The 26,973-nt window shown below is 51.1% G+C and carries 20 protein-coding genes and 5 pseudogenes; 14 read left to right on the top strand and 11 right to left on the bottom strand.

The window, feature by feature from the left end; translation table 11 throughout:
* The first annotated feature begins 346 nt into the window (after window positions 1-346).
* The 4 genes and pseudogenes from nagA to asnB all read left to right on the top strand — a co-directional run bounded on the left by nagA (window position 347) and on the right by asnB (window position 6,247).
* On the top strand, window positions 347-1,486 hold the full coding sequence (nagA, locus tag ABDK09_11790) for an N-acetylglucosamine-6-phosphate deacetylase (GenBank protein ID XAW90152.1): 1,140 nt from the start codon (window positions 347-349) through the stop codon (window positions 1,484-1,486).
* Window positions 1,486-2,701, top strand: a pseudogene (locus ABDK09_11785) (ROK family protein). The gene nagA and the pseudogene ABDK09_11785 overlap by 1 nt, the downstream one beginning before the upstream one ends.
* Before the next feature lie 77 nt (window positions 2,702-2,778).
* Entirely contained in the window at window positions 2,779-4,365 is a 1,587-nt protein-coding gene (locus ABDK09_11780) for a cation:proton antiporter family protein (protein ID XAW90151.1), read from the top strand.
* 217 nt (window positions 4,366-4,582) lie between these two features.
* Window positions 4,583-6,247, top strand: coding sequence for an asparagine synthase B (asnB, locus tag ABDK09_11775; protein ID XAW90150.1), 1,665 nt, complete (start codon window positions 4,583-4,585; stop codon window positions 6,245-6,247).
* A gap of 193 nt (window positions 6,248-6,440) precedes the next feature.
* Here the strand turns inward: asnB and rfaH are convergent, their stop codons facing one another.
* A complete protein-coding gene (gene rfaH / locus ABDK09_11770) occupies window positions 6,441-6,941 on the bottom strand; it encodes a transcription/translation regulatory transformer protein RfaH (protein ID XAW90149.1) in 501 nt (166 codons plus the stop codon).
* A gap of 390 nt (window positions 6,942-7,331) precedes the next feature.
* Between rfaH and dtpA the strand changes: the two are divergent.
* Window positions 7,332-8,817 (top strand): annotated as a pseudogene (dtpA, locus tag ABDK09_11765) (dipeptide/tripeptide permease DtpA).
* An 89-nt stretch (window positions 8,818-8,906) separates the two neighbouring features.
* On the opposite strand, the gene hemH reads toward dtpA, so the two are convergent.
* The 3 genes from hemH to htpG form a co-directional block, all read right to left on the bottom strand.
* A complete protein-coding gene (hemH, locus tag ABDK09_11760) occupies window positions 8,907-9,869 on the bottom strand; it encodes a ferrochelatase (protein ID XAW90148.1) in 963 nt (320 codons plus the stop codon).
* Window positions 9,870-10,072: 203 nt separating this feature from the next.
* Window positions 10,073-10,717 (bottom strand): adenylate kinase, encoded by a 645-nt coding sequence (adk, locus tag ABDK09_11755; protein ID XAW90147.1) that lies wholly within the window; start codon window positions 10,715-10,717, stop codon window positions 10,073-10,075.
* Window positions 10,718-11,065: 348 nt separating this feature from the next.
* Window positions 11,066-12,973: a molecular chaperone HtpG gene (htpG, locus tag ABDK09_11750; protein ID XAW90146.1), complete on the bottom strand. Its 1,908-nt coding sequence runs from the start codon at window positions 12,971-12,973 to the stop codon at window positions 11,066-11,068.
* Between the two features lie 281 nt (window positions 12,974-13,254).
* Between htpG and ABDK09_11745 the strand changes: the two genes are divergently transcribed.
* The 3 genes from ABDK09_11745 to ABDK09_11735 all read left to right on the top strand — a co-directional run bounded on the left by ABDK09_11745 (window position 13,255) and on the right by ABDK09_11735 (window position 15,004).
* Window positions 13,255-14,124 (top strand): transcriptional regulator, encoded by an 870-nt coding sequence (locus ABDK09_11745; GenBank protein XAW90145.1) that lies wholly within the window; start codon window positions 13,255-13,257, stop codon window positions 14,122-14,124.
* An 11-nt stretch (window positions 14,125-14,135) separates the two neighbouring features.
* A complete protein-coding gene (locus tag ABDK09_11740) occupies window positions 14,136-14,657 on the top strand; it encodes a regulatory protein ToxS (GenBank protein XAW90729.1) in 522 nt (173 codons plus the stop codon).
* A gap of 68 nt (window positions 14,658-14,725) precedes the next feature.
* The gene (locus ABDK09_11735; GenBank protein XAW90144.1) at window positions 14,726-15,004 is read left to right on the top strand and encodes a SelT/SelW/SelH family protein; all 279 of its coding nucleotides are present in this window, start codon (window positions 14,726-14,728) and stop codon (window positions 15,002-15,004) included.
* 3 nt (window positions 15,005-15,007) lie between these two features.
* Here the strand turns inward: ABDK09_11735 and ABDK09_11730 are convergent, their stop codons facing one another.
* From ABDK09_11730 to ABDK09_11715, 4 genes and pseudogenes are all read right to left on the bottom strand, one after another.
* Complete coding sequence (locus ABDK09_11730; GenBank protein ID XAW90143.1) at window positions 15,008-15,415, bottom strand: CBS domain-containing protein; 408 nt, start codon at window positions 15,413-15,415, stop codon at window positions 15,008-15,010.
* On the bottom strand, window positions 15,412-15,762 hold the full coding sequence (locus tag ABDK09_11725) for a P-II family nitrogen regulator (GenBank protein ID XAW90728.1): 351 nt from the start codon (window positions 15,760-15,762) through the stop codon (window positions 15,412-15,414). Before ABDK09_11725 ends, ABDK09_11730 begins: the two co-directional genes overlap by 4 nt.
* An 85-nt stretch (window positions 15,763-15,847) precedes the next feature.
* Window positions 15,848-16,606: pseudogene (locus ABDK09_11720) on the bottom strand (DUF1538 domain-containing protein).
* A 13-nt stretch (window positions 16,607-16,619) separates the two neighbouring features.
* A complete protein-coding gene (locus ABDK09_11715) occupies window positions 16,620-17,354 on the bottom strand; it encodes a DUF1538 domain-containing protein (protein ID XAW90142.1) in 735 nt (244 codons plus the stop codon).
* 189 nt (window positions 17,355-17,543) lie between these two features.
* On the opposite strand from ABDK09_11715, the gene ABDK09_11710 reads away from it, so the two are divergent.
* The 5 genes and pseudogenes from ABDK09_11710 to ABDK09_11690 all read left to right on the top strand — a co-directional run bounded on the left by ABDK09_11710 (window position 17,544) and on the right by ABDK09_11690 (window position 22,222).
* Window positions 17,544-18,458: a TIGR01777 family oxidoreductase gene (locus tag ABDK09_11710; GenBank protein ID XAW90141.1), complete on the top strand. Its 915-nt coding sequence runs from the start codon at window positions 17,544-17,546 to the stop codon at window positions 18,456-18,458.
* 37 nt (window positions 18,459-18,495) lie between these two features.
* Window positions 18,496-19,323, top strand: coding sequence for an SDR family oxidoreductase (locus tag ABDK09_11705; GenBank protein ID XAW90140.1), 828 nt, complete (start codon window positions 18,496-18,498; stop codon window positions 19,321-19,323).
* Window positions 19,324-19,723: 400 nt separating this feature from the next.
* Complete coding sequence (locus ABDK09_11700; GenBank protein ID XAW90139.1) at window positions 19,724-20,578, top strand: co-chaperone YbbN; 855 nt, start codon at window positions 19,724-19,726, stop codon at window positions 20,576-20,578.
* Window positions 20,579-20,841: 263 nt separating this feature from the next.
* Window positions 20,842-21,767, top strand: a pseudogene (locus ABDK09_11695) (SPFH domain-containing protein).
* The gene (locus ABDK09_11690; protein XAW90138.1) at window positions 21,764-22,222 is read left to right on the top strand and encodes an NfeD family protein; all 459 of its coding nucleotides are present in this window, start codon (window positions 21,764-21,766) and stop codon (window positions 22,220-22,222) included. The pseudogene ABDK09_11695 and the gene ABDK09_11690 overlap by 4 nt, the downstream one beginning before the upstream one ends.
* Before the next feature lie 48 nt (window positions 22,223-22,270).
* Here ABDK09_11690 and cueR read toward each other — a convergent pair whose 3' ends face one another.
* From cueR to zipA, 3 genes and pseudogenes are all read right to left on the bottom strand, one after another.
* Window positions 22,271-22,696 (bottom strand): Cu(I)-responsive transcriptional regulator, encoded by a 426-nt coding sequence (gene cueR / locus ABDK09_11685; protein XAW90137.1) that lies wholly within the window; start codon window positions 22,694-22,696, stop codon window positions 22,271-22,273.
* Window positions 22,697-22,900: 204 nt separating this feature from the next.
* Window positions 22,901-24,911: pseudogene (gene ligA / locus ABDK09_11680) on the bottom strand (NAD-dependent DNA ligase LigA).
* An 84-nt stretch (window positions 24,912-24,995) separates the two neighbouring features.
* Window positions 24,996-25,922 (bottom strand): cell division protein ZipA, encoded by a 927-nt coding sequence (gene zipA / locus ABDK09_11675; GenBank protein ID XAW90136.1) that lies wholly within the window; start codon window positions 25,920-25,922, stop codon window positions 24,996-24,998.
* 240 nt (window positions 25,923-26,162) lie between these two features.
* On the opposite strand from zipA, the gene cysZ reads away from it, so the two are divergent.
* Entirely contained in the window at window positions 26,163-26,909 is a 747-nt protein-coding gene (gene cysZ / locus ABDK09_11670) for a sulfate transporter CysZ (GenBank protein ID XAW90135.1), read from the top strand.
* The last annotated feature ends 64 nt before the right edge of the window (window positions 26,910-26,973 follow it).

Below are 26,973 nucleotides of genomic sequence, written 5' to 3'. Positions count from 1 at the left end.
AACTTGGAAAAACCAAGGAATTTGCTAGCGGGATCATAAAACTTATTTTATTATATAAAAAAACAAGCTCGTAACAGTACACTCAGGCGTTGAGTTACTCTAAAATAGTGACAGACACGGCGGTTGCCGCCATGATAACCCGAGCCAGGTCGCGTTCGGAAGTCATTGAACTGACAAACGGTTTATCACTTATTTTCCACCAGAGCCTGAGTCTCTGGAAATCAAAAAGATAATTTGCGACCTAATTGAAGTCAGCAAAGAAAGTTCTGCCTAACACTTTCTTCTTTACTGACTGGCCTTGCCGCATGAATTGATCAGATCTCGATAAAGATAAGGACTCGCTAATATGTACGCGCTAACTAACTGTAAAATCTACACGGGTAGCGAAATGCTCACAGAGCATGCAGTCGTGGTTGACGGCGACATGATCCACTCTCTGCAACCTGTCGCCGACTTACCGGCTGAATTAGCCACTATTGACCTGCATGGCGCCAACTTAAGTCCCGGATTTATCGACGTGCAGCTCAATGGTTGTGGCGGTGTGATGTTTAATGATGACATCAGCGCCGACACCCTGCACACCATGCACCGCGCGAATTTAAAGTCCGGTTGTACCAGCTTTCTGCCGACCCTGATTACCTCATCCGATGATGATATGCGTCAGGCTGTGGCAGCGCAGCGCGACTACCAGCAGCGTTACCAGAACCACTCTCTGGGCCTGCATCTGGAAGGTCCGTATCTCAATCAGATTAAGAAAGGCATCCACAGCGTCGATTTTATCCGCTCATCGAATGACGAAATGATCCGCTTTATCTGTGATAACCGCGACGTGGTGACTAAACTGACGCTGGCGCCGGAAAAAAACAATCCTGCCCATATTACCCAGTTGGCTGAGGCCGGTATCGTGGTTTCTCTTGGCCATACCAACGCAACGTATGTTGAAGCACGCCAAGGGTTTGAAGCCGGGATCAGCTTTGCCACTCACCTGTTTAATGCCATGACGCCTATGGTCGGCCGTGAACCAGGCGCTGTCGGTGCGATTTATGATACGCCGGATGTCTATGCCGGTATCATTGTCGACGGCTTCCATGTCGACTACGCCAACATCCGCATTGCCCACAAAATCAAAGGCGACAAGCTGGTATTAGTGACCGATGCCACAGCTCCTGCAGGCGCTGAGATGGATCACTTTATTTTTGTCGGTAAGAAAGTATATTACCGGGACGGCAAGTGTGTAGACGAAAACGGCACACTTGGCGGCTCAGCCCTGACCATGATAAAAGCAATTCAAAATACGGTTGAGCACGTCGGTATCGCTTTAGACGAAGCCCTGCGTATGGCAACCCTATATCCTGCCAAAGCTATTGGAGTGGACAACAAACTGGGTCGTATCCGGCCTGGCATGATTGCCAATCTGACGGCCTTTGACCGCGACTTCCAGGTAAAAGCGACGGTAGTAAACGGACAATACGAGCAAAATGTGTAATGAATGGCGGACAAATAGGTAACGTAGATCTGGTTAAACAGCTCAACAGTGCAGCGGTTTATCGTTTAATTGACCAGCAGGGTCCGATATCCCGCATTCAGGTTGCCGATGTCAGCCAGCTTGCTCCGGCCAGTGTCACCAAGATCACCCGTCAGCTTCTCGAAACGCGGCCTGATAAAAGAGGTCGCGCAACAAGCGTCGACCGGCGGGCGACGCGCTATCTCTCTCACCACAGAAGTGGCTCCCTTTCATTCCATCGCGGTGCGTCTTGGCCGCGATTATATCCAGCTCAGCCTGTACGATTTAGGCGGCAAAGAGCTGGCAAACGCCGAACACGAATTTCTCTATGCCCAGCAGCCGCAATTAATCGAAGGGCTGCTCGGCCATATTAAAGCTTTCATTACCCAGCACAGCGCGCAGATTGACCAGTTAATTGCCATCGGCGTGGTGTTACCAGGCCTGGTCAATCCGGAAACCGGTGTGGTGGAATATATGCCACACATCGATATTGATACTCTGGATCTGGGCGATATTCTGCGCGAGCATTTTCATGTCGAAAGCTTTGTCGGTAACGATGTGCGCGGTATGGCACTGGCTGAACACTATTTCGGAGCCAGCCAGGATTGTCAGGACTCGATTCTGGTCAGTGTGCACCGCGGCACCGGTGCCGGCATCATAGTCAACGGTCAGGTATTTCTGGGCTCTAATCGTAATGTGGGCGAAATCGGCCATATCCAGATAGATCCGCTCGGCGATCAATGCCAGTGCGGCAACTTCGGCTGTCTGGAAACCATTGCTACCAACCCGGCGATCATCAAACGCGTCACCAGCCTGCTGGCACAGGGTTATGAATCAAGCCTGGCCGGCATTGAGCCGCTGAACGTCGAAATCATTTGTCAGCACGCCAACCAGGGCGATGAGCTGGCCAGACAGGCGCTGGTTCAGGTCGGTAACCAGTTGGGTAAAGCGATTGCCATTACCGTCAATCTGTTTAACCCGCAAAAAATTGTCATCGCCGGTCAGATTACCGCGGCTCCGGAGATTATTTTCCCGGCTATTTTGCGCAATGTGCACAATCAGTCGCTCAAGACCTTCCACCGTGATTTGCCTATTGTGGCCTCAGCGGTTGATAAGCAGCCGACCAAAAGCGCATTTGCCATGATCAAGCGCGCGATGCTAAATGGTGTTCTGTTACAAAAATTGCTTGAAGACTAATCAGTTTCATATCCTATAATATAGGGCCGTATCTATATGAAGATACGGCCCTTTTTTTAATTAAAATAAGAAACAATATGGATTTGATCATAATCTCTGCGGCATTTCTGGCTGGGTTTATCGCACTAAAATGTCACCTTCCTCCGTTAGTCGGCTTTCTGATTGCCGGGTTTGCCCTCAATGGCTATGGCTTCGAGTCAAACGAAACCATTACCACACTGGCTGACCTCGGTGTCACCCTGATGCTGTTTACCATAGGTTTGAAACTGGATGTCCGTTCTCTGCTTGAGAAGGAAATCTGGGCCGGGGCGACCGTACACAACCTGCTGTCGACAGCCATCTTCACCATTATCCTGATGGCGTTCAAAACCCTGGGGCTCGACAGCCTGGCCGATGTACCGGTCTCAAGTCTGGTTTTGCTGGGTTTTGCCCTGTCGTTCTCAAGTACTGTATTTGCGGTTAAATCCCTGCAGGAGAAAGGCGAACTGAATGCCACCTACGGCACACTCGCTATCGGTATTCTGGTCATGCAGGATATCTTTGCCGTAATATTTTTAACCGCATCGACCGGTAAACTGCCGGAATGGTATGCCATCGGCCTGTTTATGCTGCCATTCCTGCGCCCGCTGATGTTTGAACTACTCGACCGGGTCGGTCACGGTGAAATGCTGATTCTGCTCGGTATCTTCCTGGCCCTGGTAGTAGGTGCCGGTCTGTTCGAACTGGTCGGGATGAAACCGGACCTGGGCGCTCTGATTCTCGGTATGATGCTGGCCGGACACAGTAAAGCCTCAGAGCTGTCCAAATCCTTGTTTAACTTAAAAGAGTTATTTCTGGTTTGCTTCTTCCTCAATATTGGCCTGTCAGAAGAGCCGACCGCGACCGGATTTTTCCTCGCCCTGCTGCTGCTGATCCTGCTGCCGATAAAAGGCATGCTCTATTTCTGGGTGATCAATCGCTTCCATTTCCGGGTGCGTACCTCGCTGCTGGCGTCAATTTCGCTGTTCAACTTCAGTGAGTTCGGCCTGATTGTCGGCGGACTGGCCTTTAAAATGGGCTGGCTGCCGGGCGATATTCTGGTTGCGCTGGCCATCTCGGTGCCACTGTCGTTTATTGTCGCCGCACCACTGAGTCGCAAAGGGCACGAACTTTACCAACGCTCATCACACTGGTTTGATCAGCCCGCGCCGGAAGCCCTGCATCAGCGCGATGCCCTGATTAACCCGGGCAACGCTCAGGTGCTGATCCTGGGTATGGGTCGCATCGGCACCGGTGCTTATGAAGAGATGACCCAACGCTATGGCCAGATCTGTCTTGGTGTCGAACTGCGCGAAGATGCCGCCAAAGGCCACCGCGATCAAGGCCGAAATGTGATCAGCGGCGATGCCACCGACCCGGATTTCTGGGAACGTATCCTTGATACCGGACACGGCAAAATGGTGCTGCTGGCGATGCCACACCATCAGGCCAACCAAATTGCGCTGTCGCTGCTGAAAAAACGCCACTTCCCCGGCCATATTGCTGCAATTGCTGAATATCCGGATCAGATGGACAGCCTGATTGCCGACGGCGCTCACGCTGCATTCAACATCTACAGCGAGGCCGGTACCGGCTTTGCCCGCCATGTTTGTGACCAGCTCAATCCGCATTTCACCCGCAGCTAAACTGGTGATGACAACAAAAGTTAGCCGCTTTTGTTGTCATTCCCGGCGACAAATTAGCCCATTTCTAAATTTCATTTAAAATATTGACCTTTAAATTAAATAATATTCAGCACACACTCTTTTCTTTAAACTTTTTCATAATTATGGGTTGCCTTTTTTAACCAAAGTGGCAAATTGAAGTCATCTGATTGAAACTCGTCTAATTAAGGAAAGTTGTATGTGTTCTATCTTCGGTATTTTAGACATCAAAAGTGACGCGGCAGCCCTGCGTCCGGTAGCTCTTGAAATGTCTAAGAAACTTCGTCACCGTGGCCCGGATTGGTCAGGTATCTACGCATCAGACCGAGCAATTCTGGCTCATGAGCGCCTGGCAATCGTTGGTCTGAACAGCGGTGCCCAGCCTCTGTACAGCCCAGATAGAAAACTGATCCTTGCAGTCAACGGCGAGATCTACAACCACAAAGAAATTCGTGCCCGCTACGAAGGTAAATACGAATTCCAAACCGATTCTGACTGTGAAGTTATCCTGGCACTGTACCAAGACAAAGGTGCCGACCTGCTGGAAGAGCTGAACGGTATCTTCGCTTTCGTCCTGTACGATGAAGAAAAAGACGAGTATCTGGTAGGCCGCGACCACATCGGTATCATTCCGCTGTACCAGGGTCATGACGAGCACGGCAACTTCTACGTCGCATCAGAAATGAAAGCACTGGTTCCTGTGTGTAAAACCATCGGCGAATTCCCTCCGGGCAGCTCTCTGAGCTCTAAAGATGCAGAGCCGCAGCGCTACTACATCCGCGACTGGAACGAATACGCAGCGGTTCAGAACAACAGCACCAGCAAAGAAGATCTGACCAAGGCACTGGAAGATGCGGTAAAACGCCAGCTGATGACCGACGTACCTTACGGCGTACTGCTGTCAGGTGGTCTGGACTCATCGATCACTTCTGCGGTTGCAAAACGTTTTGCAGCAATGCGCATTGAAGACGATGAAAAATCAGCCGCATGGTGGCCACAACTGCACTCATTTGCGATTGGCCTGGAAGGAGCACCGGATCTGAAAGCCGCCCGTGAAGTGGCTGACAAACTGGGTACGGTACACCACGAAATGACCTACACCGTACAGGAAGGTCTGGATGCCATTCGTGACGTGATTTATCACATCGAAACGTATGACGTGACCACTATCCGTGCTTCAACGCCTATGTTCCTGATGGGTCGTAAGATCAAAGCCATGGGTATTAAAATGGTTCTGTCAGGCGAAGGCGCTGACGAAATCTTCGGTGGCTATCTGTACTTCCACAAGGCACCAAACGCACAGGAATTCCACGAGGAAACCGTACGTAAACTGCTGGCGCTGAACATGTTCGACTGTGCACGTGCCAACAAATCTCTGGCAGCATGGGGTGTTGAAGGCCGTGTACCATTCCTGGACAAAGAGTTCATCGACGTGGCAATGCGCCTGAACCCGGCTGACAAGATGTGCGGCAACGGTAAGATGGAAAAACACATCCTGCGTGAGTGTTTTGAACATTACCTGCCAGAATCAATCGCATGGCGTCAGAAAGAGCAGTTCTCTGATGGCGTAGGCTACAACTGGATCGACACGCTGAAAGCAACCGCTGAAGCCAAAGTGACTGATCAGCAAATGGAAACTGCGAAGTACCGCTTCCCGTACAACACACCGACCACTAAGGAAGGTTATGTGTACCGCGAGATCTTCGAAGAGTTGTTCCCACTGGAATCAGCAGCACAATGTGTTCCTGGCGGTCCGTCTGTTGCCTGTTCTTCGGCAAAAGCTATCGAATGGGACGAGTCGTTCAAAAACTGTATCGATCCGTCAGGTCGCGCGGTAAAAGCGGTTCACAACGAAGCGTACTAATCCCCTTTCCCGCTGCTCGCTCAGCGGGAAGACCGGATACGCAAAAGGCGCCTGTGGCGCCTTTTTTATTATCCAATTGTTCGGAAACGAAGCCCATTCGATGACAAGCCAATTTGATAAGCGCAGCCAGTTTGATCAACAAAGCTAATTGAATAAACGGATCTGGGCGACAAAAGCACTATCGCCCGGACGATTAACCTTTCAGATCAAGATGCTTGTTATCAATACTCAGCGCCACCGGCTGACTGATCATTTTGACCAGCATAATCGAGCGGCTCTCACCGTCCGGCTCCTGATAGATAGCCGTCAAACCTCTGAACTGACCGCCTTTCACTTCAATTTCCTGTCCTTTAACCGGACCTTCGGTCTGGGACATCGCCTGCAGTGCAGTACCGAACTGTTTCAGCTCGTAAACTAAGTCCCCCTGGATCTCTTTAGGCTCAGCGCCGAAACGAATAAAATCCGCTACCCCGCGCGTCGAGCGCACAGTGGTAAATGTCGGGCCTTGTTGAAAATCAAACCGAACAAACATGTAAGACGGGAATAAGGGTTCCCTGACTTTTTGTCGCTTGCCGCGTAAAATTTTCTCGACCTCAATTTCCGGATAAAAGCATTCCACCCCCTGATTTTCCAGGTGGGCTTTCGCTCTGAGCTGCTCTCCTCGTTTACAGTACAGTAAATACCAACGTTTCATTTCTAACCAACTTTCCTTAACAACTGTGAACTCTGGTGCTCTCCACTCTGGATGAAGCTGATTGTTATCCCTTTTGTTTTAACACATGACCATCAATTATGGAAAATTAGTTTTCCATAATTCCTGTCACCACCCGCACTCCTAACTACTTGTATTATAAACCATTTACCGTTCGGTTTAAAATTCGAGCAAATAAGATCATTGCAGTTTTATCGTCTTGCATGTATACGTAACGACCGAATAAAACCTTAGCAATAATGTATTTTTCAATATTATAAGCTTAGGGAAATTTATCATTTCTATAACTGCATCAAAAGTGATATCCACGGTTTGCACACCGCACCACCGTGAACATTCACCCGAGATGGTTTCTGTCACAGGAAGTACTTTATGTCAGACTTGAATATATTCAAGCAACCTAAACCATTCTATTTGATCTTTTCAATAGAATTTTGGGAGCGGTTCGGATTCTACGGGATGCAGGCCATCCTAACCGTTTACATGGTCAAAATTCTGAATATGGATGAATCGACCTCTTTTGTTCTGTTTGGTGCGTTTTCTGCGCTGGTTTACGGTTTCGTTGCCGCAGGTGGCTGGATCGGTGACAAAGTCATCGGCAGTAAACGGGCGGTGACCCTGGGTGCCATCATCCTGATGGTCGGCTACGCGCTGCTTGGCCTGTCCACCGCAGAGCAAGACTTTGGCGGCCCGACACTTATCTTTATCGCGATGGGCTTTATCACCGTTGGTAACGGCCTGTTCAAAGCGAACCCGTCGAGCCTGCTGGCTAAAATCTACCCGGAAAATGACCCGCGTCTGGATGGTGCATTTACCATGTACTACATGGCCATCAACCTCGGTTCATTCATTTCAATGATCATCACCCCAATCGTTGCAGAGCGTGCGGGCTACGGTATGGCATTTGGTGTCAGCGCCATTGGTCTGGCGATCACTGTGGTTAACTTCATCATGTGTCAGCGTATGCTGCGTAAAGTCGGCTCACCGGCTGACCTGGCTCCGGTGAATAAAACCAAGCTGATGCTGGTCACGATAGGTTCAATCATTGCGAGCTTTGTCTGTAGCTACCTGCTGCAAAACCTGGCACTGGCACACGGTATCCTGGTTGTGGCTGGCCTGACGATTGTATTTTTCTACTTTAAAGAAGCCCTGTCGATTCGCGGCATCGAGCGTCAGAAAATGCTGGTTGCGTTCGTACTGATGCTGCAAGGAGTGGTGTTCTTCGTGCTCTACTTCCAGATGCCAACCTCACTTAACTTCTTTGCTATTCATAACGTCAGCCACGATATCTTTGGTATTGGTGTTGAACCAGAGCAATTCCAGGCACTGAACCCGTTTCTGGATCATGCTGGCCAGCCCGGTACTGGCGATGCTGTACGGCAAACTGGGCGATCGTCTGTCGATGCCGTTTAAATTTGCCTGCGGTATGGCGCTGTGTGCCATGTCATTCCTGATCCTGTCCTGGGGTGCCAACTTTGCGAATGCTGAAGGCATCATCAGCTCAAACTGGCTGGTGCTGTGTTACGCATTCCAGTCGATCGGTGAACTGCTGGTTTCTGGTCTGGGTCTGGCCATGGTGGCTCAACTGGTTCCGCAACGTATGATGGGCTTTGCGATGGGGATGTGGTTTTTGACCTCTGCAACGGCAGCCGTTATTGCCGGCTGGGTTGCGAGTCTGACCTCTGTACCTAGCCATGTGGCGTCCGCCACCGAATCACTGGTTATCTACGGTGATGTGTTCGGTAAGATTGGCTATGCAACCGCAGGTATTACCGTGATTACCTTCCTGATTGCGCCGAAGCTGAGCAAAATCTGCCGTGGTGAGAACGAAGTCGCGCTGGAAACCGCGCAAGCTTAACGTCTGACCTGACGAAGATAAAAAAGCCTCAGTTCATACTGAGGCTTTTTGTATCTGACCGTTGATAACAGGTAGCGGCTAAATCAGCGTTACAACCAGTCTCTGACCAGACTTTCCATCATCGCGATATGAGCATCCGAGTCGTTGAGACACTCGATATAGTGGAATGCCTCCCCGCCGGCATGAAGAAAAATTTCGCAGTTCTGCTCGGAAATTTCTTCCAGCGTTTCGAGACAGTCGACCGAAAACGCCGGACACAGGATATCAAGCTTTTTGACGCCTTTTCCAGGCAGTGCCTGCATGGTTTTATCCGTGTAAGGTTGCAGCCACTCTTCTCTGCCAAACCGGGACTGATAGGTCATCAGCACCTTGTCCTCGGCCAGCCCGAGTTCTGCCGCCAACAAGCGGGTGGTCTGCTCACAATGCTGAGGATAAATATCGCCATTATCGGCATAGCGTTGAGGAATGCCGTGATAAGAACAGACTAACAGGTCACCCTGACCATTCTCCTGCCAGGACTGACGCACCTTGTCGCCCAAAGCCCGGATATAAAGCGGATGGTCGTGGTAATCGCGTACAAAGTGCAGTTCAGGCACCACATCGACCTTCTTGATTGCTTTCGCCAAGCCGTCAAACACCGCTGCACTGGTTGTGCCGGAATACTGCGGATAAAGCGGCAGAACAATAATGCTGTCCACACCTTGCTGCTGCAGCTTCTGAACTCCGCTCAGCAGGCTCGGCTCGCCGTAGGTCATACCCAGTTCGACCGGAATATTGAGCGCCTGTTGCAAGCCCTGCTGCTGACGTTTCGAATAGACCATCAGCGGTGACCCTTCATCCATCCAGATGCTCTGGTACAGCTTAGCCACCTTAGGTGAACGCAACGGCAGAATGATGCCATGCAGGATCGGACACCACAGCCAGCGGCTCATATCCACCACGCGCTGGTCGTGCAGGAATTCACCCAGAAAACGTTTTACCTCAACCGCCGTCGGCGCTTGCGGTGTCCCCAGATTGGCTAACAGCACACCATAGTTTTTATTTTTTTGCATAATGTCCATTCAGGTTGGTCACGCAGCGCCACGCGCTGCCGGATTAAAATTGAATCTCGCAAAATGACCGGTCTCCCGGTCCCGGGCTGGAATCAACCGCTCTGAAGGTGCTTGTACGGACTTTTAGCAGAAAAAGTTCATAAAAAAAGCGACCTTACGGTCGCTTCACTATAACAAATATTCAGCTCAGGCTAAAATTGAGATTAAGCCAGTGCTTTCTCGATGTCTGCGCTTACTTCAGCCACTTGCTTAGTGCCGTCGAATTTCAGGTACTTAGTGTTGCCTGCTTGCGCTTCTTTACCGTAGTATTCGATCAGTGGTGCAGTTTGAGTGTGGTATACATCCAGACGTGCACGTACGGTTTCTTCTTTGTCATCTTCACGGATAACCAGATCTTCACCAGTCACGTCATCTTTACCTTCCACTTTTGGCGGGTTGTAAACAACGTGGTAAGTACGACCTGAAGCCAGGTGAGCACGACGGCCCGCCATACGCTCAACGATCACATCATCAGCAACGTCAAACTCGATCACGTAGTCAACGTCAACACCCATTTCTTTCAGACCGTCCGCTTGTGGGATAGTGCGTGGGAAACCATCCAGCAGGAAGCCCTTCTGGCAGTCTTCTGCAGCGATACGCTCTTTGATCAGACCAAGAATGATTTCATCAGAAACTAGCTGACCAGCATCGATAACGGCTTTCGCTTGTTTACCAAGCTCTGTACCCGCTTTGATCGCAGCACGTAGCATGTCACCAGTAGAGATTTGTGGAATACCGTACTTCTCCATGATGAATTGAGCTTGTGTGCCTTTACCTGCACCTGGAGCACCTAGAAGAATGATGCGCATGTTTAATCCTCTTTAGAAATGATATTTATACCGAAGCTCACAGCTCCTTGTGTCGCGAGACGGTAAGTTTCGGTATAACGAGACCAATAGGGTTTGTTGATGACGCCGCCTGCCATAACGCAAACGGTTAACCCCCAACAAACAGGCGTGCCAAAATACACGCCTTATTAGTGACATTCAAGTCTGCTATTCTATCACAGAAATTCGTTGCACAGCGCTTTCTAAGACTAAAGAATACCCTTCAGCCGCCGTTTTCTCTGCAATTACATCAAAGATAGCGTTACTTCACGTCATATCGGCTCGTCGCCAATAAAAAAAGCTCGCACGCGGCGAGCTTCACACTAAAACTTATTCAACCTTAGTCAAAAGCTGGTTGATTGCAGTGACAAACTGTGACGGATCTTCCATCGCACCACGTTCCGCCAGCATCGCCTGACCAAGCAGCACTTCTACCCAACGGGCAAACGCTTCCTGATCCGGCTCATCAGCCATACGTTTGACCATCGCGTGTTCCGGGTTGATCTCCAGAATGTACTTCACTTCCGGCGCAGCCTGACCGGCAGCCGCCAGCAGTTTTGCCATCTGTGTGCCCATTTCAAAGTCGTCAGTGACCACTACCGCAGGGGTTGAAGCCAGTTTGAAGGTGGTACGCACATCTTTAACCCGCGCGCCCAGGTACTCTTTCACACGTTCAACGACAGATTTAAACTCTTGTTCTGTCTCTTTGTGTTTCTCTTTTTCCGCTTCGTCTTCAAACTTGCTCAGATCAAGGCCCGCTTTGCTGATGGACTGGAACTGCTTACCGTCAAACTCGGTCAGATAGTTCATCATCCACTCATCAATGCGATCGTACATCAGCACGACTTCGATGCCTTTGGCTTTAAACTGCTCCAGGTGCGGGCTGTTTTTCGCTGCACTGTAACTGTCTGCTGTCAGGTAGTAAATCTTATCCTGACCTTCTTTCATGCGTTCAATATAAGCACTCAGGCTGACATTCTGCTCAGCAGATTCACTGTCGCTGGAAGCAAAACGCAGCAGGCCGGCGATCTTCTCTTTATTGGACATGTCTTCGGCCAGGCCTTCTTTCAGCACCATACCGAACTCTTTCCAGAAGCCCTGATATTTTTCTGCATCGTTGGACGCCATGCGTTCCAGCATGGTCAGAACCCGCTTGGTACAAGCGTTGCGCAGTGATTGAGTCACCTTGTTATCCTGCAGAATTTCACGCGACACGTTGAGCGGCAAATCGTTAGAGTCGATCAAACCACGCACGAAACGTAAATAAGACGGCATAAACTGTTCAGCGTCATCCATGATGAACACGCGCTGTACGTACAGTTTCAGGCCATGCTTGTGGTCGCGGTTGTACATATCCCAAGGTGCTTTAGCCGGAATGTACAACAAACTGGTGTAGTCGTTTTTACCTTCAACTTTGTTGTGGCTCCACACCAGAGGATCAGCAAAATCGTGCGATACGTGCTTGTAGAACTCCTGATACTCTTCATCACTGATGTCAGATTTGGCACGAGTCCACAAAGCCTGCGCTTTGTTGATTTGCTCCCACTGAGTTTCACCGGTCGGCGTGCCTTCATCATCCATAACCTGAGTCTGAATGTAGACCGGGATACCGATGTGGTCTGAGTATTTCGAGATCACATCGCGCAGACGCCATTCCGACAGGAACTCTTTACCTTCGTCACGCAGATGCAGAATGATGTCAGTACCACGCGAAGACTTCGTGATAGTCTCCACCGTGTAATCGCCTTCACCTTGTGAATACCATTGCACCGCTTCTTCTGCCGCCAGACCGGCCGCACGTGAGCGTACCGTCACCGCATCGGCGACGATAAAGGCCGAGTAAAAACCCACCCCGAACTGGCCGATCAATTGTGAGTCTTTAGATTGATCTTGAGATAATTTTGAGAAAAATTCAGCTGTACCCGACTTGGCGATAGTACCCAGATGCTCAATCACATCGTCACGGCTCATGCCGATACCGTTGTCAGAGATAGTCAGAGTATTCGCGTCACTGTCGAACGACAGCCTCACACCAAGATCGGCATCATTTTGATACAAATCTGCGTTAGATAACGCCTGAAAACGCAATTTATCCGCCGCATCTGACGCGTTGGAAATCAGCTCGCGCAGGAAGATTTCTTTGTTGGAATACAAAGAATGTATCATCAGATGAAGTAGTTGCTTAACTTCAGATTGAAAACCACGTGTTTCTTTGTTTGCCATTGCAGTTTCGCTCATATTAGCTCCATAACATCATTTTTGCCCCCAGACTAAAATTTGGGGTATGAGGAACATCGATTTGGTATTAACATGTGGCCCCGGAATGTAAATTCAAGGTCAAAAACTATAAAAACTGAGTTTTTTGAAGTTTTTTTGATTATGCTCTATCCGTATTTTTATCAAGGAAGATAACCCCCGAATATTTCAACGTCGTTTTTTAATTCGTTCTACAGGGAAGGTTGTGGATAGTGGGTAGTCATTAGTCCAAGCTCTAAATACTAATTAAAAAGAAGATATCGATGAGTAATACAGCCACAAAGTTCATTCTTGCTGACAGATTTACTTTCGACCCAACGAGCAATTCGCTAGTAGACAAAGAAGCCGACAATGAGAATGTTCGTCTCGGAAGCAATGAAAGCCGCATACTGTTACTGCTATCTCAACGCCCAAATGAAGTGATAACCCGCAATGAACTGCATGATTTCGTCTGGCGTGAGCAAGGATTTGAAGTCGATGACTCCAGTCTGACCCAAGCCGTTTCAACACTGCGCAAGATGTTGAAAGATTCGACAAAATCACCGCAATTCGTCAAAACTGTACCCAAACGTGGCTATCAGCTGATCGCGGAAGTTGAGCAATTAGAAGCCGACGAAACTGCCCAGGCGCCGGATGAACAACCAGAGCAAACCGAACGCTCCGGACGCGACGTCATGCCCGCGGATATTCAGGTGGCTGCAACCTCTGCGCCTGCACACACCACCAGCGCAACAACAGATAAGGCAGCTCACTCGCCTCTGACTTTATTGCACAAGAGTGACCTGCGGGTAAAGATCATGCTGATTGTCGCCATCTTACTGCCTTTATGTGTCATTTTGTTTACCAGCCCGGCCCCCTCTAAACTGCGCCAGCTGGCCGATTACAATGGCGTGACGGTCAGCGCCCCGGTCAACCAACCAGATCTGAGTGCCTGGATGCCGCTGATTGAATCCTGCATCATCAAATACGTTAAGCTTCACCCCGGTGAAATGGCACCCAAAGAGGTCATCGCAACCGGCGGCCACAATAATCAACTGGTGCTGAACTACATTCATGCTCCTCAGTTTTCCGGACAGAACATTACGCTGCGTATCCTGTCCACCGAAGAAGATATTGATCAGATTTGCCAGTGAGGAGGCCCATGATGAACAGAAGAATTGCGATCATTATTTTGCTGATTTCTGCCGCATTCAGCGCTTGGTTTTACTGGTTCAGCGACATCAAACTGCAACAAGTGCTGACCTCGCGTGAGTGGCAGTCCAAAATGGTCACCCTGATCGAAAGTAAACAGCAAAATGAATCAGTCGGCCCGCTGCGCCGGGTCGATGTGACCTCCAACGTGAAGTACCTGCCTAATGGCACTTATCTGCGCGTGTCGTTAGTCAAGTTGTACGCGATGGATAAATCGGTACCGGAAGATGTGATTAACTGCTCGGAATCGGGCGAATGGGACGTCAGTGATAACTATCTGCTGCTGACGCCGACGGACTTTAAAGACGTTTCCTCGACCCAGAGTAAAGATTTTACCCCCGAGCAGTTGCAGTTGATCACCCAGCTGTTCCGTATGGACTCGGAGCAGAGCCAGCGGGTAGACATCGTCAATGATAAAACTCTGCTGCTGACCAATCTCAATCACGGTTCCACCGTGTTGTTCGGCAATAAATAGACCTGTTGCTCAGTGCTGACAACGTCCAGCACTGAGCCTTCTTTGTGATTTCAAGAGATAGCGCCATTATGGACAAAGCCCGCATCGATATTTACTACTGTCGCCAGTGCAACTGGATGCTACGTTCCACCTGGTTAACCCAGGAGCTGTTGCATACCTTCAGTGAGGAGATCGAAACCATCTCGCTCCATCCCGATACTGGTGGCCGGTTTGAAATTTTCTGTAACGGTGAACAGATCTGGGAACGCAAACAGGATGGCGGTTTTCCGGAAGCCAAGGTGCTCAAGCAACGCGTGCGTGATTTGATTGATCCAGAACGCGACCTCGGCCATTCAGACCGCAAGTAATCGTTATTCGTCATCCCGGGCCATTCCGTTGATCACTATGTTGTTATAACTGACCATACCGATAACCCGGCCATTTTCTATTACCGGTGCCCGGCTGATACCAAAGCGCTCGAACAGGCGGGCGCAATATTTGACGTTCATGTCCGGCGAGACCGATAAGGCAGGTTTGGTCATGATTTCATAAATGTTGGTCCGTTTGGGCGAACGGTTGGTGGCCAGGACTTTTTTGGCAATATCGTTCATCAGGACAATGCCGTACTCATCGTCCTCATGCCGTTTATTGACGATTAACGCCTTGACCTGGTACTGCTTGGCGAGACAGATCCCATCATGGACAGTGGTTAAGCCATCAACCATGACATAAGTATTCGCCATGACATCGCGAACGTGAATATTGTCGTGCCGGCTCATAGGTTGTCCTCTATCACTTTGGTTAATGTTTCGACCTGATGCGCGACCCCGACTGCGTCTTCAATATCAATCTGAATCGCGATCCCCTGCCCCGACTCCTGATCAAACTCACCGACTTCGGCGATAGTTTCCAGAATATGGCGCGACAAATGCTCCTCCACCATCAGCAGCACCACATCTTTCTGCACTTCCAGGGTCAGGCCAAAAAAGGTGCGTTTTTTATTGAGCCCCTCGCCACGAGCATTATTAATCACTGTGGCCCCGGTGGCTCCGGCCTCACGCGCCGCGTCCAGCACCTCGTCGGTTTTGCTGTCCTCAACAAATGCGATAATCAGTTTAAACCTCATCATCTTTCTCCTTGCGTAACCTTGCAGCTGTCAGGTCAGGCTGACCAGAAACCGGCGCACTTTGCGCCGCCCGGCGTTCAGCCCTTCGGTTAAGCCACAGGGTTAACTGGGCATAGCCCATCACTGAAATCATCGGAAACAGGCTGGCAAAGGCAATCAAACCAAAACCATCCAATACCGGGCTGCGTCCGGGCACCGTCGACGCCAGTCCGAGCCCGAGCGCTGCGACAATCGGTACAGTCACGGTTGATGTGGTGACACCACCGGAGTCATAAGCGAGCGGAACAATCAGCTTAGGGGCATAAAAGGTTTGCACCACGACCACGATATAACCGCCGATAATGTAATAATGCAGCGCATCACCGACCACAATCCGGTAGCAACCAAGCGTGATCCCAAGCGCAACCCCGAGCGCCACAGCCACCCGCAACCCGTTGACCCGGATACTGCCACCGGACACCTGGTTAGCTTTAATCGCCACCGCGATCAGCGACGGCTCGGCAATCGTGGTACTAAAACCAATCATAAACGCAAACAGATACACCCAGTAGTAATCGACCCAGTGCAGCCCTTGCCACGGACTGAGCCTGAATTGCTGCAAAAACTGCGGATTGGTCAGCTGTTCGGCCATGGTTTTGCCAAGCGGAAACAGGGCCAGTTCAAGGCCGAGTAAAAACAGCGACAAACCCAGAATCACATAGATAAAGCCCACCGCTATTTTGACCGGATGAGCGACCGGTTTGCGCAGCACCACCAGCTGAAAGCCAAAAATAATCACCACAATCGGCAGCACATCGCGCATGGTCGTGGTCAGGGTCTGGATAAATTCCGTGAGTCCTATCATTGCATGCCAGCCTTCATGTCATCGTCATCCCGAAGACCATCACAAACATCATCGGCAACAGGGAAGCAAAGGCAATCAGACCGAATCCGTCCAGCATCGGGTTACGCCCCTTAATGGACGAAGCCAGCCCCACGCCCAGTGCCGTGACCAGAGGCACAGTGATGGTCGAGGTGGTCACCCCACCTGAATCGTAGGCGATACCAATAATAAACGGGGGGGCGAACAGGGTCAGAATCACAACGCCGAGATAGCCAAACGCAATCATGTAATGAATCGGCCAGCCGCGCAGAATACGCAGCACACCAATCACAATCGCCAGCCCGACCGAGAACGCCACCGTCACTCTCAGCCCGTCGGCATACTCATCACGCGCGAGCTCACTGTCTGCGATAACACCGCCGAGCGCTGCCACCCGCGCAGCCTCTTCCGCCACGGCCGTCAGCGCCGGCTCAGCAATCGTGGTGCCAAAACCAAGGCAGAACGCGAACACCAGCAGCCACACCACACTGCCTTTGCGCGCCAGCGCCTGAGCCATAGACTCCCCAATCGGAAACAGGCCCATTTCCAGACCGAAGATAAAGAAAGTCAGGCCAAATACCACCAGCACCAGGCCGGTCAGCACACTGACCAAGTGGGGCAAAGGCTCCTGCAGCACCAACAGCTGGAAAAAAGCAATCACGGCGATAATAGGCAGCAGGTCACGCAAACTGCCCATTAACGCTTTAAAAAGTGCCACTACCCCAGCCATACCTGCTCCGATACAAATAGTTACACTTATGATGGCAAAGGATAAGCCACGCTGATGTGACCCACCTGACGCCGTGGCGAAAAAGTCATCAAAGGTTAAAAAACAGAATGTTGGAACTTGAGCCAGATTCCTCTAAGCTGATGAGGCAGACGTGACAGCTATACTTAAACGAGCGAGCCAGGAGGCGAGATGAAAATATTGATCACCGGTGGCACCGGCTTTATCGGGCGTGAACTGATTAAGCTGCTGATGACTCATGATTTGGTCGTCCTGACCCGCAATTCGCATCACGCCCGTCAGCGGCTTGCCCATGTGCATAATGACAAACTGACGTTCATCGAAAGTCTGGACGATCTGCATGATCTCAACCACTTTGACGCGGTGATCAATCTGGCCGGTGAGCCGATTGCCGACAAACGCTGGACCGAACAGCAAAAAGAACACATCTGTGACAGCCGCTGGAGCCTGACAGAGCGTCTGGTCGAACTGTTTCATGCCAGCACCAAACCCCCTCATGTACTGATCAGCGGCTCAGCGGTCGGCTATTACGGCGATCAGCAGGAACACCCGTTTGACGAAAGCCTGCAGGTCAAATCCAATAGCTTTTCGCATCAGGTTTGTGCCACCTGGGAGCAAATCGCGCTGCGTGCCCAGTCGGATCAAACCCGGGTGTGCATTATGCGCACCGGCGTTGTGCTGGCGCCGGATGGCGGCGCCCTGAAAAAAATGCTGCCGCCTTATCGTCTCGGCCTCGGCGGCCCGATTGGATCCGGCCAGCAGTACATGCCATGGATCCATATGAGCGATATGGTCAAAGCAATTGTTTACGTACTTAAAACCGAACATGCGCAGGGTATCTTTAACTTCAGTGCTCCGCATCCGGTCACCAATCGCAGGTTCAGCCGCTGTCTGGCACAAACGCTGAAACGCCCGCATATCTTAACCACGCCCAAGTGGGCCATCCGTCTGTTAATGGGCGAAGCGAGTGAGTTGTTGTTTGACAGTATCCGAGCCAAGCCGAAGAAACTGACGGAACTGGGTTTCCAGTTCACTTACTCACGAGTCGAGCCGGCGCTCAAACATCTCCTGCAACATCACGTCTGATGATTTGCCCCTGAAATAATCCCTGTCTGGAACTTGCATGACCCAATCGATATTAATTACCGGCTGTTCATCCGGTATTGGCTACATGGCTGCGACCGAACTACACCAGCGCGGCTACCAAGTGATCGCCTCCTGCCGCAAAGCAGAGGATGTACAACGCCTGCAGGCTGAAGGCCTGACCTGTATTCAGCTCGATCTCAGTGACGAAGCGAGTATTCGCCGCGGGGTCGAACAGGCCCTGCAGCTGTCGGACAATAAACTGTATGCCGTGTTCAACAATGGCGCCTATGGCCAGCCGGGAGCGTTGGAAGACCTGCCGACCGACGGATTGCGCGCCCAGTTTGAAACTAACTTTTTCGGCTGGCACACCCTGACCACTCTGCTGATGCCGCACTTTCGTCGTCAGGGCTACGGCCGAATCGTGCAAAACAGCTCTATTCTCGGTTTCGCCGCAATGAAATACCGCGGAGCCTACAACGCGTCAAAATTTGCCATTGAGGGCTGGAGCGATACGCTGCGCCTTGAACTGCACGGCAGCGACATCCATATCAGCCTGATAGAGCCGGGGCCGATAGAAACCCGCTTTCGTGCTAACGCTCTGAGTGCATTTAAACATTGGATCGATATCGACCATTCATTCCACAGCGCCAGTTATCACGCCCAGCTCAACCGGCTCGGCAATGATAAATCCAATAATGCCTTTGTGCTGCCTCCGGAGGCCTGCCTGGAACCCCTGCTGCACGCTCTGAGCTCGGCCAAACCGCGCTTACGTTATCGGGTCACGACACCGACCAAAGTGTTTGCGCTGTTAAAACGTCTTCTTCCTGGTCGAACTCTGGACAAATTGTTGAATAAATCAGCGTGAAATTACATTTCTGTCATTAATACGTCACAATCCAATGCGATGATAAGTGTCGAATCCTGGGATTCGTTTAACCGATTAATCAGCATTGCATTGGGTACACATCTATGACATTAAACCAATGGAATTGGCTCGGTGTTGGTATCGCGCTGACACTCTTTCTTGTTTTATAGCGTTCTATTGAATTGCTTACCGCGCTTTGCGCTTCAACAGCTACCCTTAGGGTAGCTGTTTGCTTTTCTGGGCAGCACTCTGTTTGTTGCCTTATTTGGGCAACGGCCGGCTCTGGCTGTGATTCAGGACCATTTCAACACGAAAAGCTTTATCATCGCCTTGCTTTGACTTGTGTTTTCAATTCATGCCCCCATCTATGGCTTAAAGCGCAAGCGTAAAAGGAATCATCATGCAATCACCTCATATTACTGACGTTACCCAACACAATTTCCGCGAAGTTATCGAAAGCTCAGCGACCCGCCCTATTCTGTTTTACTTCTGGGCACCGATGAGTGAAGAAAGCGTACAACTTATTCCGCAATTGCAGCAGTTAACTCAGCAGTACAATGGTGCCTTCCAGCTTGCCCAGCTTAACTGCCAGGACGAGCAAGCCATCGCATCACAGTTTGGTATTCAGGCCCTGCCGACCATCGCGCTGTTTTTCAACGGCCAGCCGGTTGATGGTCTGGGTGGCCCGCAGCCGATTGAAGCGATTCAGGACATGCTTAACCGCCACCTGCCAAGTCAGGATGAACAAAATCTGCAGTACGCGCAGCAACTGATCAAAAACCAGCAGCACCAGCAGGCGCTGACTCTGCTGCTGGCGTTGCCGGAGCAGTGGAAAAGTAAAGGTGATGCCAAACTGGCGCTGGCCGACTGCTTCCTGGAAACTGGTCAGTTCGATGCCGCTAAAGCAGAGCTGAGCGCGATTCCGCTTGAGTATCAGGACAGTTACTACAAAAGCCTGATCGCCAAACTGGAGCTGCATGAACAGGCAGCTGACAGCCCGGAAATCCAGGCACTGGAAACGGCGCTGGCTCAAAACAGTAATGATGCCCAAATCGCAGTGGAACTGGCCACCCAGTATCATCAGGTCAAGCGTGATGAAGAAGCGCTGGAGCTGCTGTGGAATTTCCTTAAGAGCGATCTCAACACACTCGATGGCGAAATGAAGAAAGTGTTTATGGACATCCTCAGCGCGATTGGCCAAGGGAACAGTGTCGCCGCCCGTTACCGTCGCCAGCTGTACTCTCTGTTGTACTAACACTGTTGTACTAATGCTTTCGTACTAACGCTGTTGTACTCACGAGTTTGTACTAAAGCTACAGAACTAAGCCCGCGCTAGCTCACCGAGCTGACACCGAACCGATTCAGTCAGCTTGACCCGTCAGTTTAAGTCGCTATGTTTTTGATCATTAAGGCAGGATTTCCTGCCTTAATTTTTTCTGGCGGCGATTAATTCATCACAAAACATTCCGTAACCTGCCGCTATACTTGTTAATCTCTCACCTTTGCAAGGATAGGAATATGGCAATGGAATCTTTGATTACCATCGGCATTTTTGTCTTCGTCGTTATCGTGTTCATCGCCTCGGCAGTCAAGACGGTACCACAGGGCGATAACTGGACCGTTGAGCGCTTTGGCCGCTACACCCATTCGCTTAGTCCCGGTCTTAACTTCATCATTCCTTTCATCGACCGTGTCGGGCGTAAAATTAATATGATGGAGCGCGTGCTGGACATTCCGGCTCAAGAAGTGATCAGTAAAGACAACGCCAATGTGGTGATCGATGCTGTCTGCTTTGTGCAGGTGATTGATGCCGCGCGTGCCGCCTATGAAGTCAATGATCTGGAAAATGCGATTCGCAACCTGACGCTAACCAACATGCGTACCGTACTGGGCTCAATGGAACTGGACGAAATGCTCAGCCAGCGCGATATGATCAACACCAAGTTGCTGACCATCGTTGACCAGGCGACCAATCCATGGGGCGTAAAAGTGACCCGGATTGAGATTAAAGATGTCCAGCCTCCGGCGGATCTGACTTCAGCCATGAATGCGCAGATGAAAGCTGAGCGTGAAAAGCGCGCCTCAATTTTAGAAGCACAGGGCGTGCGCCAGGCCGAAATCCTCAAAGCCGAAGGGCACAGGCAGAGATTCTCAAGGCTGAAGGGGCCAAACAGGCCGCTATTTTACAGGCCGAAGCCCGCGAACGTGCCGCGCAGGCGGAAGCGAAAGCCACGGAGATGGTGTCAAACGCCATTGCCCAGGGTGATATGAAAGCGGTCAATTACTTTATCGCCCAAGGCTACACCGAGGCATTAAAAACCATCGGTCAGGCTGAGAATGGTAAAATCATTATGCTGCCGCTGGAAGCAACCGGTTTGATGGGTTCGATTACCGGCATTGCCGAAATGTTTAAGCAAACGGATACCCGTAAGGTGGACTCTTGATCGACTGGTTAACCCAATTTAATCACTGGCACTGGCTTGGGCTGGGACTGGCTTTACTGGCCACCGAACTGCTCGGTATGGCCGGCTATTGCCTGTGGCTCGGGCTATCGGCGTTACTGGTGGCCGGGCTGATGCTCGGCATTCCGCTTAGCTGGCAGATGCAATGGTGCAGCTTTGCGGCTTTTTCGCTGGTCACGACCTGGCAGTGGTGGCGCCGTCAGCTCACCCACGACAAGCGCAGTGATGCGAGGCGGACACTCAATCAGAAGCAGAAACAGTTGATCGGGCGCAGCGCAACCGTCGCAGAAGATGTACCGGTTGGCCAGTTTCGTCTCCAGATTGGCGACAGTACCTGGATAGCGGAATGCGATACGCCGCTCAGGGCCGGTCAGAGAGTCGAAGTCATTGCCGTTGATGGCACGGTACTAAAAGTAAGCGTACAACCACCCCGCTAATCACTTAACTGTGCCTTACAGCGCAGTTATCATGATAACAACGGCACGTTACCCGTCGGATGAAGCTGCCAGTGAATGCTGGCAGCAATGCCCTTTGAGATTATCGATGATCGGGCACTCACTGTTTTCATCGCCGGGACACTCATTTACCCAATCTTCAAGCTGCTGCTTAATCAGAGTCAGCTCTTGCAGTTTTCTGCTCACCTGCTCGAGTTTGAGCTGAGCCTTTTCTTTCACCGCGTGACTGGTACGCTGCGGGTTATTGGCCAGGGCCAGCATCGCCTTACATTCGTCGAGGGAGAAACCGACGCTCTTGCAGCGCGCGATCAGCAGCAGATCATCCACATGACTCTGATTGTACTGACGATAACCATTGCCCGAGCGAACGGGGGCGGCAATCAGCCCTTTCTCTTCATACAACCGCACCGACTTAGCCGTCAGGCCGGTTTTTTTCGCCACTTCACTGATGTTCATCTTTCCTCCGTCGGGGGCACTGCAGACAAATAGCCACTTGTCTCCGGCTGCCACGGCCAATCCGGCACACAGCGACCAACAAAAAAGGAGACAGGGTTAAACCATGCCTCCTTCCGGGGATAATTGCAATGATTTGGCTCAGGTTACCGGCCAGGGTAGCTTATCGCGCTCACCCCGTTAACGCCGGTAACCCGACAAGCGCCATCAGCGGATCATATCGATCAGATCCTGCTCGCCGCGCACTTCAATACCAAGCTCCTGAGCTTTGGCCAGCTTAGAGCCCGCCGCTTCACCGGCAAACAGAATATCGGTTTTCTTCGATACACTGCCGGTTACCTTAGCACCCAAAGCCTGCAACGCCGCTTTGGCATCACTGCGTGACAGCTGCGACAAGGTCCCGGTCAGTACCACCACTTTACCGGCCAGCGGCTGCGGGGTATCTTCACTTTTCGCTTCAATATCCGGCCAGGTGATGCCAAGCTCAATCAGATCGCGTACCACGTTCTGGTTGCGTTCCTGGGTAAAGAAAGCATGAACATGGCTGGCGACAATCATGCCGACATCCTGCACTTCAATAAGCGCTTCCACCGGCGCCTGCATGATGGCATCCAGGTTGTAGAAATGGTGCGCCAGGTTCATTGCCGTGGCTTCACCGACTTCACGAATCCCCAATGCGTAGAGGAAACGTGGCAGTGTGGTCTGTTTAGCAGCCTGCAGCGCATTAACAATATTCTGCGCCGATTTTGGCCCCATGCGCTCGAGCACTGTCAGTTGACCGGCACGCAGACGGAACAGATCCGCCGGCGTGGTGACCATCTCTTTGTCCACCAGCTGTTCAATCACTTTATCGCCCAGACCATCGACATCCATCGCTTTACGCGACACGAAATGTTTCAGTGCTTCTTTACGCTGCGCCTGACACACCAGGCCGCCGCTGCAACGAGCAACCGCTTCACCCTCTACCCGCTCAATGTCTGACTGACACACCGGGCACTGGGTCGGGAACACGATATCGCGTGCGCTGTCAGGGCGCATTTCATTCACCACTGACACAATCTGCGGGATCACGTCACCGGCACGGCGGATGATCACCGTGTCGCCAACTTTAACGCCCAGACGTTCAATCTCATCCGCGTTGTGCAGGGTCGCATTACTGACCGTTACTCCGCCGACAAATACCGGCTCCAGTTTCGCTACCGGAGTAATGGCACCGGTTCGCCCGACCTGAAACTCGACATCATTGAGCAGTGTCATCTCTTCCTGAGCCGGGAACTTATAGGCAATCGCCCAGCGCGGCGCACGGGCCACAAAGCCCAGCCGCTCCTGCAGGTCAATCGCGTCGACTTTGATCACCACGCCGTCAATTTCGTAGGCCAGATCGGCACGACGCGTCATGATGTCCTGATAGTACCCTTTGACATCATCCAGCGAATCGACTCGTTTGGTTTCCGGGCTCATCGGTAATCCCCAGCCTTTCAGCTGCAGAAAACGCTCATAATGGCTGCCGACCAGTTCACCGCCTTCAATCACACCCACGCTGTAAGCATAAAACGCCAGCGGGCGCTTGGCGGTAATACGCGAATCAAGCTGACGCAAGCTGCCTGCCGCTGCGTTACGCGGGTTCACAAACACTTTTTCGCCTTTTTTCAGCGCAGCTTCGTTCATTTTGTCAAAGCCGGCTTTCGGCATAAACACTTCACCACGGACTTCAATCCGGGTCGGCCAACCGCTGCCGCTCAGACGCAGTGGAATCGATTTAATGGTACGTACATTTTCGGTAATGTTTTCACCGGTCGCGCCATCACCACGGGTCGCCGCACGGACCAGTACACCATCAACATACAGCAGGCTGACAGCCAGGCCGTCCAGCTTGGGTTCACAACAGAAACGGGCCGATTTGGCCGCCGGAAACGCGATCACCCATACGGCGATAAAAACTGTCCAGTTCGCTGTCATCGAATGCATTATCGAGCGACAACATCGGAATATCATGGGTCACCGGCTCAAAGCCGCTCAACGGTGCGCCGCCGACGCGCTGGCTGGGTGAATCCGGCGTGATCCAGTCCGGATGCTCAGCTTCAATATCCAGCAGCTCACGCATCAGACGATCGTACTCTGCGTCCGGAATGGTCGGGGCATCTTCGACGTAATAACGTATCGCATGATCATGCAGTATTTCTTTAAGCTCTTGTAAGCGTTGCTCTACGTTTTGCATTGCGTTTCTCTCGCAGTCAATCAGGTTCTATCATGAAAAAAGGCCCCGACACGGGGCCTTTCTTAACCAAACAAGGTTATGGGATCAATTATGTGCTGTACGGTTCCGAAAGTCAGTAATTTGCTTACGGTAAGCGGCCAGGCGATCCGGTGTCATCAGGTTGCGCGCGTCATCGAGCACGTTACCGCCCATGTCATCGGCGATCTGCTGCGCTGTTTTCAGCATCAGCTTAAAGTTATGATCCGCTTCACCAAAGCATGGCAAGGTCATAAAGAATGAAATGCCTTTGGTGGTGAATTCTGCCGGATCATCATGTTTCAGCGTCCCCGGGTGCATCATGTTCGCGACACTGAACAGCACCTTACCGGTACCGGACAAATCAGCATGACGATGGAAAATATCCATTTCACCATACAACAGGCCGTTCTGCTGCATACTGTCGAACAGCTTAGTACCAACAAACGGCTCATTGCCGGCGCAGTGTACATTCAACACGATAACCTGCATCTCATCCTGGGCAGGCTCAGCCACCTGAGGCGCTGGTTCTGGCTGCGCTTGAGGCTTCTCTACCACAGGTTCAGCATCGACATCTGCTCGCGCAGAGCTGAACACCGGCTCGGATGGCGCTTCATAGACAGTCACTGGCTCTGGCTGGGCTTCATCAACGGGTGCAGTTTCAGGCGGTTGAAATTCTGAGCGAACTTCACTCTGCTCTGTCAGCGGCTCTTCAGCAGATGTGTAGCCGCCGATCAGAGGATCCACCTCAGGCTCATCTTTAATCCCGAAGTCCGGCTGGTTGCGATCCTTACGAATGATTTCATAATCATCTTCCGGAGCAAAAGCACGCGCTGCCGCTACTTCATCTTCTTCAGGCTCTACGTCAATCCGGCCAAGTGGTTTATCACCAAACTTAGACTTCCCTTCTTTTTTACTGGTCCACAGACCATGAAATAGCAAAGCGGCTATCGCTAGCGCGCCAACAATAATGAGTACGAATCGCAATTCCTGCATCTTAAACTCTCAGTTTCTCGATTTTTGATGTCCTGAGCTTCAACGCTTGTCGTTAACGTTGCCAAAGGTAGGTTTTATCGGCTTATCAGTTTACTTTACCAAAAGTCAGCCCCTGTTTAGAACAACTTAATGTTAAAAGGTGCGTTAATGGTGTGATTTTTACCACGCTTTTCTTCCTCTGTTGCTCAGTTACAATAGAATGCAACTTTCACCGCTGGCAAATCGTATACGGAATACACTATGCAAAATCACAAGCGTTCGGGCTTTGGCTATTTTTTCTACGGCCTGGAACTGGCTTTATCACCCGGCATCCGCCGATTCGTGATTATGCCACTGTTGGCTAATATCCTCTTAGTCGGTGGCGCCCTGTTCTATCTGTTCTCACACCTCGACAGCTGGATTAATCAATGGATGGGGCAAATCCCGGACTGGTTGTCCTGGCTGAGTTACATTCTGTGGCCGCTGTTGGTGCTGACCATCCTCGCCACCTTCTCCTATTTTTTTAGTACGCTGGCTAACTTTGTCGCCGCACCGTTTAACGGTCTGCTGGCTGAAAAGGTGGAAGAAAAACTCACCGGCCACACAATTAATGATGAGGGGATACTGGCCGTCATCAAAGATGTGCCGCGCATTATGTCACGGGAATGGCGCAAACTGGTCTATACCTTACCCAAGGCCATCGGTCTGTTTCTACTGCTGCTGATCCCGGCCCTCGGCCAGACTCTGGGGCCAATTATGTGGTTCTTATTTACCGCCTGGATGCTGGCTATTCAGTACTGTGACTACCCGTTTGATAACCATAAAGTCAGCTTTAATGACATGCGTAATAATTTGAAACAAAAACAGGGCAAAGCGTATGGCTTCGGCATGCTGGTGTCGGTGCTGACGACGATTCCGATCATCAACCTGTTTGTCATGCCGGTAGCGGTTTGTGGCGCGACCGCGATGTGGGTCAGCGAGTTTAAAGGGCATTATGTGACCCGATAGACATTTTGGCGGTGAAAGCCGCCGATACCTATAAGTTATAACTTTTTAATCCTTTTACCTTTTT

It is taken from the genome of Vibrio sp. CDRSL-10 TSBA, assembly GCA_039696685.1.
Taxonomy (GTDB): domain Bacteria; phylum Pseudomonadota; class Gammaproteobacteria; order Enterobacterales; family Vibrionaceae; genus Vibrio.
The sequence above is the reverse complement of the archived record's forward strand: the minus strand, read 5'-3'. Positions and strand labels throughout refer to the sequence as shown.

Bases quoted from the DNA above. Each gene is read 5' to 3' on its own strand.
- nagA (XAW90152.1), top strand. From the start codon at position 347: ATGTACGCGCTAACTAACTGTAAAATCTACACGGGTAGCGAAATGCTC.
- ABDK09_11780 (XAW90151.1), top strand. From the start codon at position 2,779: ATGGATTTGATCATAATCTCTGCGGCATTTCTGGCTGGGTTTATCGCA.
- asnB (XAW90150.1), top strand. From the start codon at position 4,583: ATGTGTTCTATCTTCGGTATTTTAGACATCAAAAGTGACGCGGCAGCC.
- rfaH (XAW90149.1), bottom strand. From the start codon at position 6,941: ATGAAACGTTGGTATTTACTGTACTGTAAACGAGGAGAGCAGCTCAGA.
- hemH (XAW90148.1), bottom strand. From the start codon at position 9,869: ATGCAAAAAAATAAAAACTATGGTGTGCTGTTAGCCAATCTGGGGACA.
- adk (XAW90147.1), bottom strand. From the start codon at position 10,717: ATGCGCATCATTCTTCTAGGTGCTCCAGGTGCAGGTAAAGGCACACAA.
- htpG (XAW90146.1), bottom strand. From the start codon at position 12,973: ATGAGCGAAACTGCAATGGCAAACAAAGAAACACGTGGTTTTCAATCT.
- ABDK09_11745 (XAW90145.1), top strand. From the start codon at position 13,255: ATGAGTAATACAGCCACAAAGTTCATTCTTGCTGACAGATTTACTTTC.
- ABDK09_11740 (XAW90729.1), top strand. From the start codon at position 14,136: ATGAACAGAAGAATTGCGATCATTATTTTGCTGATTTCTGCCGCATTC.
- ABDK09_11735 (XAW90144.1), top strand. From the start codon at position 14,726: ATGGACAAAGCCCGCATCGATATTTACTACTGTCGCCAGTGCAACTGG.
- ABDK09_11730 (XAW90143.1), bottom strand. From the start codon at position 15,415: ATGAGCCGGCACGACAATATTCACGTTCGCGATGTCATGGCGAATACT.
- ABDK09_11725 (XAW90728.1), bottom strand. From the start codon at position 15,762: ATGAGGTTTAAACTGATTATCGCATTTGTTGAGGACAGCAAAACCGAC.
- ABDK09_11715 (XAW90142.1), bottom strand. From the start codon at position 17,354: ATGGCTGGGGTAGTGGCACTTTTTAAAGCGTTAATGGGCAGTTTGCGT.
- ABDK09_11710 (XAW90141.1), top strand. From the start codon at position 17,544: ATGAAAATATTGATCACCGGTGGCACCGGCTTTATCGGGCGTGAACTG.
- ABDK09_11705 (XAW90140.1), top strand. From the start codon at position 18,496: ATGACCCAATCGATATTAATTACCGGCTGTTCATCCGGTATTGGCTAC.
- ABDK09_11700 (XAW90139.1), top strand. From the start codon at position 19,724: ATGCAATCACCTCATATTACTGACGTTACCCAACACAATTTCCGCGAA.
- cueR (XAW90137.1), bottom strand. From the start codon at position 22,696: ATGAACATCAGTGAAGTGGCGAAAAAAACCGGCCTGACGGCTAAGTCG.
- zipA (XAW90136.1), bottom strand. From the start codon at position 25,922: ATGCAGGAATTGCGATTCGTACTCATTATTGTTGGCGCGCTAGCGATA.
- cysZ (XAW90135.1), top strand. From the start codon at position 26,163: ATGCAAAATCACAAGCGTTCGGGCTTTGGCTATTTTTTCTACGGCCTG.